The organism is Brevibacterium metallidurans (assembly GCF_037101285.1).
Lineage (GTDB): Bacteria > Actinomycetota > Actinomycetes > Actinomycetales > Brevibacteriaceae > Brevibacterium > Brevibacterium metallidurans.
Window position 1 is genome coordinate 45,450 of record NZ_BAAAAF010000008.1, and the last position, 15,419, is coordinate 60,868.

General features: G+C 69.7%; 11 protein-coding genes. 4 read left to right on the forward strand and 7 right to left on the reverse strand.

Annotated features, from left to right (window positions below; translation table 11 throughout):
* Positions 1–13: 13 nt before the first annotated feature.
* Entirely contained in the window at positions 14–955 is a 942-nt protein-coding gene (gene mmuM, locus AACX88_RS11070; RefSeq protein WP_339393069.1) for a homocysteine S-methyltransferase, read from the forward strand.
* Here the strand turns inward: mmuM and AACX88_RS11075 are convergent.
* Positions 921–2,333, reverse strand: a complete 1,413-nt coding sequence (locus AACX88_RS11075; RefSeq protein WP_339393070.1) for an FAD-binding oxidoreductase — start codon at positions 2,331–2,333, stop codon at positions 921–923. The two genes, mmuM and AACX88_RS11075, sit on opposite strands and share 35 nt — an antisense overlap.
* Positions 2,330–3,409, reverse strand: coding sequence for a histidinol-phosphate transaminase (hisC, locus tag AACX88_RS11080; protein ID WP_339393071.1), 1,080 nt, complete (start codon positions 3,407–3,409; stop codon positions 2,330–2,332). The genes AACX88_RS11075 and hisC overlap by 4 nt, the downstream gene beginning before the upstream one ends.
* A gap of 416 nt (positions 3,410–3,825) precedes the next feature.
* Between hisC and AACX88_RS11085 the strand changes: the two genes are divergently transcribed.
* Positions 3,826–5,409, forward strand: a complete 1,584-nt coding sequence (locus tag AACX88_RS11085) for a sigma-70 family RNA polymerase sigma factor (RefSeq protein ID WP_339393072.1) — start codon at positions 3,826–3,828, stop codon at positions 5,407–5,409.
* Between the two features lie 102 nt (positions 5,410–5,511).
* Positions 5,512–6,987, forward strand: coding sequence for a malate dehydrogenase (quinone) (gene mqo, locus AACX88_RS11090; RefSeq protein WP_339393073.1), 1,476 nt, complete (start codon positions 5,512–5,514; stop codon positions 6,985–6,987).
* Positions 6,988–7,044: 57 nt separating this feature from the next.
* Here the strand turns inward: mqo and AACX88_RS11095 are convergent, their stop codons facing one another.
* From AACX88_RS11095 to AACX88_RS11105, 3 genes are all read right to left on the reverse strand, one after another.
* Complete coding sequence (locus AACX88_RS11095; RefSeq protein ID WP_339393074.1) at positions 7,045–7,872, reverse strand: bifunctional allantoicase/(S)-ureidoglycine aminohydrolase; 828 nt, start codon at positions 7,870–7,872, stop codon at positions 7,045–7,047.
* A gap of 48 nt (positions 7,873–7,920) precedes the next feature.
* Positions 7,921–9,237, reverse strand: coding sequence for a DUF6986 family protein (locus tag AACX88_RS11100; protein WP_339393075.1), 1,317 nt, complete (start codon positions 9,235–9,237; stop codon positions 7,921–7,923).
* 74 nt (positions 9,238–9,311) lie between these two features.
* Entirely contained in the window at positions 9,312–10,691 is a 1,380-nt protein-coding gene (locus AACX88_RS11105) for an NAD-dependent malic enzyme (protein ID WP_339393076.1), read from the reverse strand.
* 153 nt (positions 10,692–10,844) lie between these two features.
* Here AACX88_RS11105 and AACX88_RS11110 point away from each other — a divergent pair, with 153 nt between their 5' ends.
* On the forward strand, positions 10,845–11,630 hold the full coding sequence (locus tag AACX88_RS11110) for an IclR family transcriptional regulator (RefSeq protein ID WP_339393077.1): 786 nt from the start codon (positions 10,845–10,847) through the stop codon (positions 11,628–11,630).
* Between the two features lie 42 nt (positions 11,631–11,672).
* On the opposite strand, the gene aceE is transcribed toward AACX88_RS11110, so the two are convergent.
* Complete coding sequence (aceE, locus tag AACX88_RS11115) at positions 11,673–14,411, reverse strand: pyruvate dehydrogenase (acetyl-transferring), homodimeric type (protein ID WP_339393078.1); 2,739 nt, start codon at positions 14,409–14,411, stop codon at positions 11,673–11,675.
* 96 nt (positions 14,412–14,507) lie between these two features.
* Positions 14,508–15,392, reverse strand: coding sequence for a factor-independent urate hydroxylase (gene pucL, locus AACX88_RS11120; protein WP_339393079.1), 885 nt, complete (start codon positions 15,390–15,392; stop codon positions 14,508–14,510).
* Positions 15,393–15,419 lie beyond the last annotated feature (27 nt).

Here is a 15,419-nt window from a genome sequence, read left to right on the forward strand (position 1 = left end):
TTTAACTGGGTCGATGGGCACGACCTTCACCGCGGCGCTCGACACGAGCCTGAACTCCCGCGTCCCCCTCGTCCTCGACGGCGGCTTGGGCACCGCGCTCGAAACCCGGGGTGTCGGGCTCGACCACGACCTGTGGTCGGCCGGTCTCCTCCGGGATGATCCGCAGACCCTCGCCGAGGTGCACGCCGCCTTTGCGGCCGCCGGCGCCGACATCGTCACGACCGCGAGCTACCAGCTGAGCACCCGTGCCGGCCTGAGCGGGGCAGAGGTCCGCCGCCTCGCGGCAGTCAGCGTCGACATCGCCCGACGCGCGGTCGCCGGGGCCTCCCTCGTCGCCGGTTCCGTCGGCCCGTTCGGGGCCGCGCTCGGCGACGGTTCGGAGTACACCGGCGACTACCGGCTCACCGACGCTGAGTTCGCCGCCTTCCACCGTCCCAGGATCGCGGCTCTCGCGGAGGCGGGCGCCGACGTCATCGCTCTGGAGACCCAGCCGAACCTCGCCGAGATCCGCGTCCTCGCCGACCTCGCCGAAGAGGTCGGCGTCCCTGCGTGGCTGTCGGTGACCCTCGCCGACGGGTGCGCGGCCGCCCCGCACCTTCCCGACGGCACCCCGCTCACCGCGATCGCCGAGGTGGCCTGCGCCCATCCGATCATCCGCGCGCTCGGCATCAACTGCGTCCGGCCTGCCCAGGTCTCTCCCGCCCTCGAGACGCTTGCGACCGGCACGGATCTCCCGCTGCTCGCCTACCCGAACTCGGGCGAGACCTACGAAGCGGAGACGATGGAATGGCGGCCGGCAGCGCCGTCGGCCGCAGAGCCGGACGACCGCCTCGGCGCATGGCCGGTCGACCACTGGATCGACCAGGGTGCCCGGATATTGGGCGGCTGCTGCCGGACGACGCCCGAGGACATCGCAGCCCTCAGACAGTCCCTGGCAGCACCTTCCCGGGATTGAGGATCCCCAAGGGGTCAAGGGTGTCCTTGATCCCCGCCTGCAGGCGCTGAGCTCCCTGATCGAGCTCCCGGCCGAGCCATTCGCGTTTGAGATAGCCGACCCCGTGCTCCCCCGTGATCGTCCCGCCGAGCTCGAGGCCGAGCGCCATGATCTCGGCGAACGCCGCCTGCGCCTGGGCGATCTGGTCCTCGTCGCGGGCGTCGAAGAGGACGGAGGGATGCATGTTCCCATCCCCCGCATGCCCTGCCGTGGCGACGGCGATGTCGTAGCGGTCGTCGATCTCCCGCAGCCGGGCGAAGAACTCGCCGAGGCGGGACCGGGGCACGCAGACGTCGTCGACGAGCTCTCCCCCGCCGTGGGCGTTCGCGTACTGCTCCATCGCCGGGGCCACGGCCCGCCGGGCGGCGACGAGCATGTCGCTGTCGTCGGGGTCGTCGGAGACGACGACCTCGGTGGCCCCGTTCGCTTCGGCCACGGACTGGAAGCGCGCCAGCACAGCCTCCGCCTCGGCGGGTGGGGCATCGGATTGGACGAGGAGGAGGGCGCCGGCGTCGTCGGGCAGACCGAAGTCCCCGAAGTCGTTGATCATCGCCATGGTCGCGGCGTCGATGAGCTCGAGCATCGAGGGCTGGAGGCCTGCGGCCATGAAGTCGGCGACGGTGCGCCCGGCGGATTCGGCGTCGGGGAAGATCCCCACCCCGGTCAGCGGCGGCGGCAGGGCCGGGGTGAGGCCGAGGGTGATCTCGACGATCACGCCGAGGATGCCCTCCGAGCCGACGAACAGGGAGGTGAGGTCGAGGCCGGCCACACCCTTCGCCGTCTGATGCCCGAGCCTGGTCACGGTGCCGTCGGCGAGGACGACGGTGAGCCCGCGGACGTAGTCCTTCGTCACCCCGTACTTCACGCAGCACATGCCCCCGGCGTTCGTCGCGACGTTGCCGCCGATCGTCGAGATCGCCACCGAACCGGGATCCGGTGGGTAGGCGAGCCCCTCGGTGTTGAGCGCCGCCTTGAGGTCGGCGTTGATGACTCCGGGTTCGACGCGGCAGGTCCGGTCGACGGGGTCGATCTCGAGGATCGCGTCGAGGCCTGCGACGTTGAGCAGGAGGCCGCCGTCGACGGCGTTCGCCCCGCCGGAGAGCCCGGTGCGCGCACCCTGGGTGACGACGGGGATGCGGTGTTCGGTGGCGAAGCGCATGACCGCGACGACGTCGTCGACGCTGCGGGCCCGGACGAGGCCGAGCGCCTGCCCGGCCGGGCAGAACAGCGCCCGGTCGAAGGCGTAGGCGTCGATGACGTCGCGGTCGGTGACGAGCGCACCGTCGGTGAGCCGGTCGGCGAGGTCGCCGAGGCTCTCCGCCGCCTGGTCGAGGCTCATCGGCCGGCGGCGAAGTCCGCGGCGACCGCGCGCACTCGGTCGAGGGCCTCATCGGCGCCGATGCTCACGCGCACGCCGCCCTTGAGCTTCCGGATCGCCACGGCCTGGGCCGCACACGCGTCCTCGAAGGCCGCGGCCGCCTCGTCGTCGAGGGCGATCCACACATAGTTGCCCTGCGCGTCGGGGACGTCGAAGCCGAGGTCGCGCAGGTCGGCGGCGAACCGGTCACGGGTGGCCGCGACCTCCTTCGCCCGCACGAGCACCTCGTCGGTGCGGGCCAGGGACTTGGCGGCGGCCGCCTGCGCTCCGGCGGTGACGCTGAACGGGGCGACGACCTGCCGCAGGGCGGTCGCGATCTCGGCGTCGGCGACACCGTAGCCGACCCGCAGGCCCGCGAGCCCATGGGCCTTGGAGAAGGTGCGGGCGAGCACGAGGTTCGGGTGCTCACGGAAGGCGGCGAGCCCGTCGACCGCCTCGGCGTCGGTGGCGAACTCCCAGTACGCCTCGTCGAGGGCGACGATGACGTTCTCCGGGACCTCGGCCATGAAGCCCTCGAGCTCCTCGGTGCGCACCGAGGGACCGGTCGGGTTGTTCGGCGAGCACAGCAGGACCAGCCGGGTCGTCTCATCGATCTGCGCGAGCATCCCGGCGAAGTCGTGGCGGCCGTCGGCGAGCAACGGCACCGCGCGCTTCTCGGCCCCGCGGGCGGCGGCGAGGATCGGATACATCTCGAACGACGGCCACGGGTAGACGACCGAAGTGCCGGCTTCGAGGGTGATGTTCGTCAGCGCCGAGAGGATCTCGGAGGCACCGGCACCGGGGACCACCTCGGCGGGGTCGACGTCGAGGTAGGCGGCGAGATCGGCCACGAGCCCCGACGACTTCGGGTCGGGGTAGGCCGCGGGCGTCTGCGTGGCCTGGGCCACGGCCTCGGTGACCCCGGGCAGCGGGGGAAGGTGATTCTCGTTCGAGGACAGCTTGTACGGGGTCAGTCCCGTGTCGCCGGCCGGGGGCTTGCCCGGGACGTAGGGCGGGAACTGGGACAAGGCATCACGAAGGAGGAATCGTTTCGACATGCCCCCATCGTGACACAGGTAACGCGCGCGGGGCACCACCGGTCCGTGCCGAGGACGACTGCCGGGGACGGCTGCCGGGCACAACGTGGCCCTGCAGCGATCTGCAGGGCCACCGGGGATGAGTCGAGGACTCGAGGGGTCGTCCGACACGGCGGGACGCGAAGGGCCATGGGTGGTGGACCCTTCACCTATACAGACCCGGCAGCGGGCGTGTTCGTTCGCGAACCGACAGATTTTCTTCACGCACTCGAGAATTGCCAGGTGAGAGGCCAGGACTCTCAAGGATGCTTGACGGATGACTGATTGTGAGAAGGGGGTGCGTGAAACTACAATGGATGGTTGAGCGTTCCCCTCGTTCCGCCTCCTCGCAGCCGCGATCAGGCGCCCCCTCAAGTCCCCTCCGAGGCGAAGGATCGATGTCCGACCCCTTGAGCACCATCCCCGACGCAGAGCTCGTCACCCGCATCATCGAGGGCACCCCGGATTCCGAGGACGGCCGTGCGGCCTTCGCCGAACTCTACGACCGGCACCGCCTGCCCGCACTCCACTTCGCCCTGCGCCTGACCCAGGACCCCACCCGCGCCGAGGATGCGGTGGCCGAGGCGTTCGCGAAGATCTGGCGGGCCTGGGGCAACGGTTCGGGGCCGCGGGAGTCCTTCAAGTCCTACCTCATGACTGCGGTGCGCTCTGAGGCCCACCGATCCACGGCGACGACGAAGGCGACGACCGCCGTCGACCCGGAGGTCCTCGCCGTCCTCGCCGGCAGCGGACCCAAGGACGTCGCGAGCGAGGTCTCCGAACGCGACCAGCTGGCGCGGGCGTTCCGGACCCTGCCGGCCTCGTGGCAGCAGGCGATCACGATGATCGACATCGACGGCACCTCGACGGCCGCCGCGGCCGCCGCCCTCGGACTGACGGCCAACGCCTTCAACTCGCTCCTCCACCGCGCTCGGGAGGGGCTGCGCACCGCGTACCTGCAGGAGCATGTCGAACCCGCTCAGCCCGCGTGCGCCGAGTACTCCTCCGAACTCGCCCGCTATGTGCGCAACCACCTGGGCCTCAAACGCGGCAAGTCCGTCGAGTCGCACCTGCGCCACTGCATCTACTGCCGCCGCCAGTCGCTTGCGCTCAGCCGCCTCAACACGACCCTCGGTGCGTGGCTGACCCCCGCCGTCCTCGCCGGTGCCCTCATCGAGTCCGGCCAGTTCCCCGCCGTGCCGGCCCTCGCCGAGGCGGTCGCCGGGGTCGCGGGCGGGTCGGCCGGCGGGTCAGCCGGCGAGCCTGTCGCGGGTGGGTCCGCCGGCGAGCCTGTCGCCGGAACGGTTGGCGAGCCTGCCGCCGCGGTCGAGCCGGTCGGCGCTTCGGGCAGCGGCGTCTCCTCGGGCAGCGGCCTCGCGACCGTCGTCAAGATCGCTGCCGCCGTCCTCATCGCCACCGCTGCGGTCGCGGCGGGCACGTTGGCGCTCACACGCGGCGGCGAGGTGCCCGAGGCCGCGAACACTCCATCGCCGGCGCCGACGGTCACCGCTCGATCCGACGACGCCGAGGGCAGCTCGTCGCCGAACCAGGGGGCACCACCTTCGGCGAACCAGCCCGACGCCTTCGCTCCCCAGAGTCCCGCCGAGGTGCCCGCCGAGCCCGCACAGCGGGTGCGACCGCCATCGCCGCAGCGACCGCACCCCGTCCCCCGCGAGAATCCCGAGGCCGCGCGTCCGGCCGATCCCCCCGCCGCACCGGCACCGAGTCCACCGGCACCCGTACCGAGTCCGGACCCCACGGAGGAGCCGAGCCCGGCCCCGACCCCGACCGAGGAGCCCGCCCCGACCCCGACCGACGAGCCGAGCCCCACGCCGACCGAGGAACCCAGTCCGACGCCGACACCCACGGACGAACCGACCCCGACACCCACCGAGGAGCCGACGCCCGACCCGTCGCCGACCGACGGGGGCGAGCGCTGCCACGATGTCGGCTGGGGCTGGCACTGCCACCCTCTGCGCTGAGAGTGATCATCGTCTCCGGTTCCCGGCCCCGACTTCGGGTTGAGGCGCGGCTCGGAGTAGTCTGAAGGTCGTTAAAGCCTCTGATGAAGAATGCGAGTGGAAATGCCCTCAACGCAGGAAAAGGTCGACGTTGTCCTCATCGGCAGCGGCATCATGAGCGCCACCCTCGGCGCGATGCTGACCGAACTCCAGCCCGACTGGGACATCCGGGTCTACGAGAAGCTCGACTATGTCGCCAAGGAGAGCTCCGACCCGTGGAACAACGCCGGCACCGGTCATGCCGCACTGTGCGAGCTCAACTACACCCCCGAGGACGCGAACGGCCACATCGACCTGACGAAGGCCTCGCAGATCAACGAGCAGTTCCATCATTCGCGCCAGTACTGGTCGCACCTCGTCGACACCGGGGTGCTGCCGGAGCCGAAGAACTTCATCAACCAGGTTCCCCACATCAGCTACGGCCGCGGTGAGAAGGGCCGGGACTACATCCGGAACCGCCGCGAGCAGATGGTCCGCAACCCGCTCTTCGCTGAGATGGAGTACACCGACGACCCGGCCACGCAGGCCGAATGGCTGCCGCTCATGTTCGAGGGCCGCGGCCCCGGTCAGGTCAACGGCATCTCGCGCACGCAGATCGGCACCGACGTCGACTTCGGTTCGCTCTCCCGCCAGCTGCTGCGCTACACGGCCGACAAGGGCGCGACGATCCGCACGAGCCACCAGGTCACCGACCTCGATCGCGCCTCCGACGGCTGGACCGTCACGGTGCGCGACCTGCTCTCGCGTGAGACCCACAAGGTGAGCGCGAAGTTCGTCTTCATCGGCGCCGGCGGCGGGGCCCTGCCCCTGCTGCAGAAGTCCGGCATCCCCGAGGGACGCGGCTACGGCGGCTTCCCCGTCTCCGGCATCTTCCTGCGCACCGCGAACCCCGAGCTCGTCTCCCGGCACCAGGCGAAGGTCTACGGACAGGCCTCCTTCGGCGCCCCCGCGATGTCCGTGCCCCACCTCGACACCCGTGTCGTCGACGGCCAGGACTACCTCATGTTCGGCCCCTACGCCGGATTCTCGCCGAAGTTCCTCAAGCAGGGCCGCTTCACCGACCTGCCGTTCTCCGTGCGCGGAAACAACCTGCCGACGATGCTCGGCGTCGCGAAGGACAACACCGACCTCGTCACCTACCTGCTCTCCGAGCTCGCGGCCTCGAAGAAGGCCCGCTTCGCGGCGATGAATGAGTTCATCCCCGAGGTGGACCCCGCCGACTGGGAGTTCATCCAGGCCGGTCAGCGCGTCCAGGTGATGAAGCACGATGCCAAGCGCGGCGGCGTGCTCGGCTTCGGCACCGAACTCGTCTCCTCCGCCGACGGCTCGATCGCCGCCCTCCTCGGCGCCTCCCCGGGCGCGTCGACGGCGGTGGCGATCATGCTCGGTCTGCTCAAGACCTGCTTCCCCCGTCAGTACGACGGCTGGGAGCCCTCGCTCAAGGACATGGTCCCCTCGCTCGGCCGCAGCCTCGCCGACGACGAGACCCTGCTCACCGAGCTCTCGGAGTACACCGCGAGGACCCTCCAGCTCATCTGAGCCAGCTCACCCGAGCCTGCTCATCTGAGCCGAACACCTCAGCCGTCAGGTCGCGCCTCAGAGCTCGACCTGGCGGTTGACGTCTTTGTAGAGCAGGTAGCGGAAGCGGCCGGGACCGCCGGCGTAGCAGGCCTGCGGGCAGAACGCGCGCATCGAGATGAAGTCGCCCTCCTGCACCTCCACCCAATCGCCGTTGAGACGGTAGACGGCCTTGCCTTCGAGGACGTAGAGGCCGTGCTCCATCTCGTGGGTCTCCGCGAACGGGATGACGGCACCGGGTTCGAAGGTGACGATGTTGACGTGCATGTCGTAGGCGAGATTCGCAGGGTCGAGCGGACGCGTCGTCCGCCACCGGTCATCGGTGCCCGGCATCGAAGAGGGTTCGACATCGGCCTCGTTGCCGAACGCCGCCTCCGGAGTCAGCCCTGCCACCTCCTGATAGCGCTTGCGCACCCAGTGGAAGCGGGCCGCCTCGGCGCCGGTCGAGGACGCGCTCCACGTCGAGCCCGCGGGCAGGTACGCGAACCCGCCGGGGGTGAGCACATGGTCGGTGCCCTCGTGGGTGACGGTGAGCTCACCGGCCATGAGGAAGAGGAACCCCTCGACCTCCGGCTGCGGTTCGGGCCGTTCGGAGCCGCCTCCGGGGGCGACCTCGAGGATCGTCTGTGAGAACGTCACCGCTCCCCCGGCCACGGGCTTCGACAGCACCCACGAACGCGTCCCGGTCCATTCGGGCAGCGCCGAGGTGACGATGTCGCGCAGCACGCCGCGGGGGATGACCGTGTAGGCCTCGGTGACGATCGCGCGGTCGGTGAGCAGGTCCGACTGCGGCGGGTGTCCGCCGGTCGGCGCCCAGTAGGTGTACGGGTCGGTCGTGATGCTCATGGGGCTCCTTCGGTCTCTCGGGCGTTCTCTGGGGTCTGCGGGTGCCGCTCAGGCCTGCGGCTGGGTCGTGCCGGTGCGGGCGAGCGCCTCGAGGGTCTCAACCGGCAGGTCGATGCGCTCCTCGACGTCGGCGGGTGCATGCGCCCCGCACGAGAGTCCGCGGCTGAGGTAGCGGGCGAGCGCCTTCGCGGTCGCCGGTTCGTCGAGGACGCCCGAGTCGGTGCGGTGGACGTAGCTGCGCAGGCGTGCCGCGGCGAGTTCGAGGCCCTCGCGGTAGAACCGGAAGGTCGCGAGGAACCGGGTGGGCAGCTGGTTGGGGTGCATGTCCCAGCCCTGGTAGATCCCCCGGCGCAGGTGCCGGCGGACGAGGCGGGCGTGGAGGCTCCAGGCCTGCTGGATCGCCTCGGGCTCGCCCACGGGGAGGATGTTCGTCGACCCGTCGGAGAGGTGGACGCCGGTGCCGGCGACGGCGAGCATCATCTGGTTCTTCGCGAAGTCCGCGACGGGGTGCTCCATCGACTGGTAGGCCGCGGCCACTCCCATCGACGCCGAATAGTCGTACGTGCCGTAGTGGAGCGAGGTGATCCGTCCCGCCCCGGCATCGAGCACGGCCGGCAGGGGCACAGTGCCGTCGGGGCCGAGGATGAGCTGCGGGGTCTCGACCTGGACCTCGAAGGTGATCGACCCGTCGGCCAGGCCGTTCTCGGCCTCGAGCGCCCGGACGGCGAGCACCATCGCCTGCACCTGGGCGGGGGTGCTCACCTTGGGCAGGGTGAGCACGAGGCCCTCCGGCAGGGAACCGCTGCCGGCGATCGCCTCGGTGACGAAGAGCTCGAGGGTGCGCAGACCCCGGGCTCGGGTGGCCGCCTCGAGGCTCTTGAAGCGGATGCCGACGAACCCGGGGGCCGTGGGCTCCCCGCGGGAGGCGACGGCGGCCCGGGCGGCCGCGCGCACGGCGGCGTCCTCGGCCTCGTCGCCCCGGTCGCCGAAGCCGTCCTCGAAGTCGAACCTCAGGTCCTCGATCGGTTCGCTCGTGAGCTTCCTCGTCACCGCCTCGGCGAGCAGCTCCGCCTCCCGGGCGACCTGGTGGAGGCTGGGCGGGGTCTGCCCGAAGGCCTCCCCGCTCTCCTTGCGGGAGGCGACGATGACGCGTTCGGCGAGCTGGACCATGCCGCCGCCGGCCTCCACGGCCGCCAGCGCCTGCTGCCCCCACTCCTGCTGGATCCTCGGACTCGCCTGGTCACCGGGGACGTAGACCGTGTGGATCGGCTGGCGGACGTCCCGGTCACCCGGATAACGCGTGCTCAGCAGCTCATCCGTGTCCGCGAGCAGAGCATCGATGTCATCCAGCGTTGTTCGCTTCACTGCTTCCTCTTCCGTTGCCGTGTGGGTGAGCCGGCCGGTCTCCCCACCATTGTCGCTCACATACATGTCTCCCCTCACCGTGAGACGGCGGCGACGGCCTCGGCAACCTTCTTCGCGACCTCGGGGTCGAAGACCGAGGGCACGACGTAGCCGGGGTGGAGGTCCTCTTCGGGGATGCACGAGGCGATCGCGTCGGCGGCGGCGACCATGATCGACTCGTCGACGTCGGTGGCTTCGGCGTCAAGGAGTCCGCGGAAGATCCCGGGGAAGGCGAGGACGTTGTTGATCTGGTTGGGGTAGTCGCTGCGGCCGGTGGCGACGACGGCGGCGTGCTTGAGCGCCTCGGCGGGGTCGACCTCGGGGTCGGGGTTGGCCATCGCGAAGACGAGTGCGCCGTCGTTCATCGCCGCGATGTCGCTGCCATCGAGGATGTTCGGGGCGGAGACGCCGATGAAGACGTCCGCGCCGACCACGGCCTCCTTGAGCGTGCCGGAGAAGCCCTCGGGGTTGGTGTTCTCCTTCAGCCACACCTTGTGCTCGGTGTCGACGACCGAATCCGGTCCGATCGCCCCGTCGCGTCCGCACGCGATGATGGTCCGGGCTCCGGCGACCTGGAGGAGGCGGATGATCGCATGGCCGGCGGCACCCACGCCGGAGACGACGATGCGGACGTCCCCGATGTCCTTGCCGACGACCTTCAGGGCGTTCTTCAGCGCCGCCAGGGTGACGATGCCCGTGCCGTGCTGGTCGTCGTGGAAGACGGGGATGTCGAGTTCGGCGCGCAGACGGCGTTCGATTTCGAAGCAGCGCGGGGCGGAGATGTCCTCGAGGTTGATCCCGCCGTAGGCCGGGGCGATGGCCTTGCAGATCGCGATGATCTCCTCGGTGTCCTTCGTATCGAGCGCCACCGGCCAGGCGTCGACGCCGGCGAACTGCTTGAACAGCACGGCCTTGCCCTCCATGACCGGCATCGCGGCTTCGGGTCCGATGTCGCCGAGGCCGAGGACCGCGGTGCCGTCGGTGACGACGGCGACGGTGTTGCGTTTGATCGTCAGGCGCCTGGCATCGTCCTTGTTCGCAGCGATCGCTTTGCACACTCGGGCAACACCCGGAGTGTAGGCGCGGGAGAGGTCGTCGCGGTTGCGCAGGGGCACCTTGGGGGTCGATTCGAGCTTCCCGCCGAGGTGGAGGAGGAAGGTCCGGTCGGAGACCTTGCGGACGTCGACCCCGGACAGGGCGCTCAGCTCGGTGGAGACCTCCTCGGCGTGGGCGACGTCGCGGGTGTCGGCGCTGACGTCGATGACGACGGTGTCGGGCGTGGATTCGACGACGTCGAGGGCGGTGATGGCGGCACCGGTCGCCGCGGCGGCCGCGACGAGGTCCGATGTCGATGCCTGCCCGACGGCCGTGGCCACGCGAAGGGTGATGGAGTATCCGGGACTGGGAACAGCCATTGTCATCCTCTCTGATGAAATTTATTCCGTATCATGGATGTTAGCTTCTGCATCATGGAATATCTAGTCGCGGCGGGCGCTGAACGGAAACTCTCTTCCATTCCGCAGTACACTGAGCGGAAGTGTCGCCCACTTCGAGGAAGAGGACAACGGATGACTACGAACGACTCAGCCACCCCTGCGATCCGTCAGACCAAGGGCGGAGTGCAGTCAGTCGAGCGGGCGTTCGGCCTCCTGGAGTGCATCGCGAACTCGCAGGGATCGGCCACGCTCAGCCACATCGCCGCCGACGTCAACCTGCCCCTGCCGACGATCCACCGCCTGCTCGGGACCCTGCTCGGCCTCGGCATCGTCCGGCAGCTGCCGGGCCGCGGCTACGCGCTGGGTCCCGGACTCGTGCGGCTGGGCAATCTCGCCGGCGCCCAGCTCGGTGCGATCGCCCGCCCCTACCTGCGCACGCTCGTCGAGGAGCTCGGCGAGTCCGCGAACGTCGCGACCCTCGACGGGGACATGGTCGTCTACGTCGATCAGGTCGCCTCCGAGCGGCAGATGCGGATGTTCACCGAGGTGGGACGCCGGACCCACATGCACGACACCGGGGTGGGCAAGGCGATCCTCGCCGAACTCGATCCCGAACAGGTCCGCCACATCGTCTCCACCGCCGGCATGCCCACCCCCACCGAGCACAGCATCGCAACGATCGAGGACCTCGAGGCCGAACTCGACCGCATCCGCGAGCGCGGGTACTCGATCGACGAACAGGAGCAGGAGCTCGGAGTGCGCTGCTTCGCGATGTCCGTGCCCGACGCGCCCTCGCCGCTGGCGATCTCCGTCTCCGGGCCGATCAGCCGCGTCGACGAGGACTTCGCGCAGCGCGCGATCCCGCTGCTGCGCTCGGCGGCCGAGCAGATCTCGGCCGATATGCGCCGCGGAGCCTGAGGCCCCGCGGCGCTGCGGTGGCGCTGCCCTGCGACGGCGCGCCTACGCGTCCCCGCCGGCCGTGCCGGAGGTCCCCGCGGTGACGTCGTGGAGTCGGTACTTCCGGGCCGCCTCGGCGGGTGAGCGCGGATCGACCTCCCCGCGGTCGGCGAGCATCTGCAGGGCGCGGACGACCATCGAATGCGCGTCGATGCGGAAGTGCCTGCGGGCTGCGGCCCGGGTGTCGGAGAAGCCGAACCCGTCCGCGCCGAGCGTCGCGAAGTCCTGGGCGAGGAAGGGCCGGATGAGGTCGGGCTGCGTCGAATCGAAGTCGCTCGTGGCCACGATCGGTCCCGGCTCACCGCCGAGGCGAGAGCGGACGTAGGGCACACGCGGCTCGGCCTCGACGTCTCTCAGGCGCGCGGCCTCACACTCGAGTCCGTCCCGGCGCAGCTGCGCCCACGAGGTCACCGACCACACAGCCGCATCGACGTCCCAGTCCTGGGCGAGCAGCCCGCGGGCCTCGAGCGCCCAGGGCACGGCGACCCCGGAGGCGAGCAGCTGGACGACCGGACGCTCCCCCGCCCCCGCCTCGGCGATCCGATGGATGCCCCGCAGGATCCCGTCGACGTCGACCCCTTCGGGTTCGGCAGGCTGGACCATGGGCTCGTTGTAGACGGTGAGGTAGTACATGACGTTGCGCGCGTCCTCGCCGAGGTCGTGCTCGCCGTACATCCGGTGGAGTCCGTCCGCCATGATGTGGGCGATCTCGTAGCCGAACGCCGGATCGTAGATACGCACCGCCGGATTCGTCGCCGCAAGCGTGGGCGAGTGCCCGTCGGCGTGCTGGAGGCCCTCCCCGGTCAGCGTCGTCCGGCCCGCGGTGGCACCGATGATGAAGCCGCGGGTCATCTGGTCGGCGGCCGCCCAGAAGGCGTCGCCGGTGCGCTGGAAGCCGAACATCGAGTAGAAGACGTAGATGGGGATCATCGGCTGTCCGTGCGTCGAGTACGCGGTGCCGGCCGCCGTGAACCCGGCGGCCGCCCCCGCCTCGTTGATGCCGACGTGGAGGAGCTGGCCGGAGCTCGCCTCCTTGTAGGAGAGGAAGAGCTCCCGGTCGACGGCGAGGTAGTTCTGGCCGTTGGGGTTGTAGATCTTCGCGGTCGGGAAGAACGCGTCGATGCCGAAGGTGCGGGCCTCATCGGGGATGATCGGCACGATCCGCTCCCCCAGCCCCTTCTCCCGCATGAGGTCCTTGAGCAGGCGGACGAAGGCCATCGTCGTCGCCGCCTGCTGCTGGCCCGAGCCCTTCTTGGACTGTGCGAACGCCTTGTCGCTTGCCGCCGGCAGGGTGATCGCACTGCGGTCGCGCCTGCGTTCGGGGACGAACCCGCCGAGGCGGCGGCGCCTTTCGACCATGTACTCGATCGCCTCGTCGCCCGGCCCCGGATGGTAGTAGGGCACGGAGTAGGGATCATCGTCGATGACCTTGTCGGTGATGGGGATGTCCATCCGGTCGCGGAAGGCCTTGATGTCGGCGGCTGAGAACTTCTTCATCTGGTGGGTCGCGTTGCGCGACTCGAAGCTCGTGCCCAGGCCGTAGCCCTTGACGGTCTGGACGAGGACGACGGTCGGCCGGTCGGTCTCGCTGACCGCACGATCGTAGGCGGCGAAGACCTTCTGGTAGTCGTGGCCGCCGCGTTTGAGGTTCCAGATGTCGTCGTCGCTGAGGTGCTCGACGAGGCTCTTCGTCACCGGGGAGCGGCCGAAGAAGTTGTCGCGGATGAAGCCCCCGGACTCGGCCTTGAACGTCTGGAAGTCCCCGTCGAGGGTCTCATTCATGATCCGCACGAGATCGCCCGTGCGGTCGGCAGAGAGCAGGGAGTCCCACTCGCGACCCCAGAGGACCTTGATGACGTTCCAGCCGGCGCCGGTGAAGACCGCTTCGAGCTCCTGGACGATCTTGCCGTTGCCGCGCACGGGCCCGTCGAGGCGCTGGAGGTTGCAGTTGACGACGAAGGTGAGGTTGTCCAGGCCCTCGTTCGCCGCGAGCTGCAGGGCCCCGCGCGATTCGGGTTCGTCCATCTCGCCGTCGCCGAGGAACGCCCACACCCGCTGCCCGGAGGTGTCGGCGATCCCCCGATGGTGGAGGTAGCGGTTCATCTGCGCCTGGTAGATCGCGTTGATCGGCCCGAGTCCCATCGACACCGTGGGGAACTGCCAGAAGTCGGGCATGAGGCGCGGGTGCGGGTAGGAGCTCAGTCCGTTCGGCGCGCGCGAGACCTCCTGGCGGAAGCCGTCGAGCTGGGTCTCGGTCAGCCTGCCCTCGAGGAAGGCACGGGAGTACATGCCGGGTGAGGCATGGCCCTGGAAGAAGACCTGGTCCCCGCCGCCGGGATGGTCCTGGCCGCGGAAGAAGTTGTTGAACCCGATCTCGTAGAGCGTCGCGGCACCCGCGTAGGTCGAGATGTGCCCGCCGACGGAGATCTCGGGTCGCTGCGCCCGGTGGACGAGCATCGCGGCGTTCCACCGCAGCCACTTCCGGTAGCGGCGCTCGAGCCGCTCGTCACCGGGATAGGCCGGTTCCTGGTCGGCGGGGATCGTGTTGACGTAGTCCGTCGTCGTCACCTTCGGCTGGGCCACGGAGTTCGTCGCGGCCCGCCGACGCAGGGCGTCCATGATCTCGCCGGCGCGCTGGGTGCCCTGCGTGGACACGAGTCCCTCCCAGGACTCGAGCCACTCGTCGACCTCGTCGTCGGCGGGGGTCACGGGGCTTTCGGGGCGGTTGGACAGTGCGGTCATCGGGGTTCGCCTCTCTGTCGGTTCTGAGAATCGGGCAGGGTCATACGACTCGGGCCCGCGGGAGAGGTTCCCGCGGGCCCGAGTCCGCAGCTGAGGTCAGCAGAAGCCCTTGATGTGCATCCAGGCGTCCTTCGACTCCTCGACGCCGTCACGGGTGAACGTCGCTTCGATGAGTCCGTAGGGACGGTCGGCGACGATGAACACCTCGTTCGGGTTCTCCAGCCCGAAGCGCTCGATGTCGTAGAGGAAGTGGTGCTTGTTCGGGCACGAGAAGCGGATCTCGTCGATCTCCTCGACCTGCTCGATGACCTTCTCGCCCATCTTGTACAGGGTCTGCTGGAGGGCCTTCGAGTAGTGGTCGGTGAACGCGTCGAGGATGATCGCCTTGACCTTCTCATACGTCGCCTCGAAGTCGACGTCGGTGGTGTTGTAGACCCAGCGGGTGGCGATGTCGGTCGCGAGGATCCGGTCCTCGGTCTCCGGCAGGGTCGTGTACTTGTCCCGCGGGTAGCCGACGAAGCCCGACGCCGTGGTCTTGAGCACTGTGAGGTCGCGGAAGCCGGAGATCAGCGTGTCCGTGTCCCCGTCGCGGGTGAGCACGGCGGTGCGCACCTCAGGGGCGGCCCGGTAGAACGAATGGTCGTGGTCGTTGATGCGCGCCCAGCCGAACTCCTCGGCCTCCCAGCGGCCCCCGCTCACCCAGTCGAAGCTTGAGGTGAAGTGGTCGGCGAGCCCGAGGAGGAACTGCTCGGGCGAGCTCACCCCGAGCTCCTTGGCCTTCGCGTAGACCGTGTTCTTCTGGGTGTCGGTGGCGACGACGTGCTCGTTGTCGCCTTCGGTGTGCGCGGTCTCGAAGTCGCCCCACAGCTGGGAGGTGACGTTGAGGTCGCGGATCTCATGCCGGTCGGTGTCGCGGTAGACCCGCATGAGGCGGTTCTCCGCCTTGCCGTACTGGTTCGTCGTCAGTTTCACTGTGCTCATTGCCGTACTCCTCGTTGTGCCGTCGCG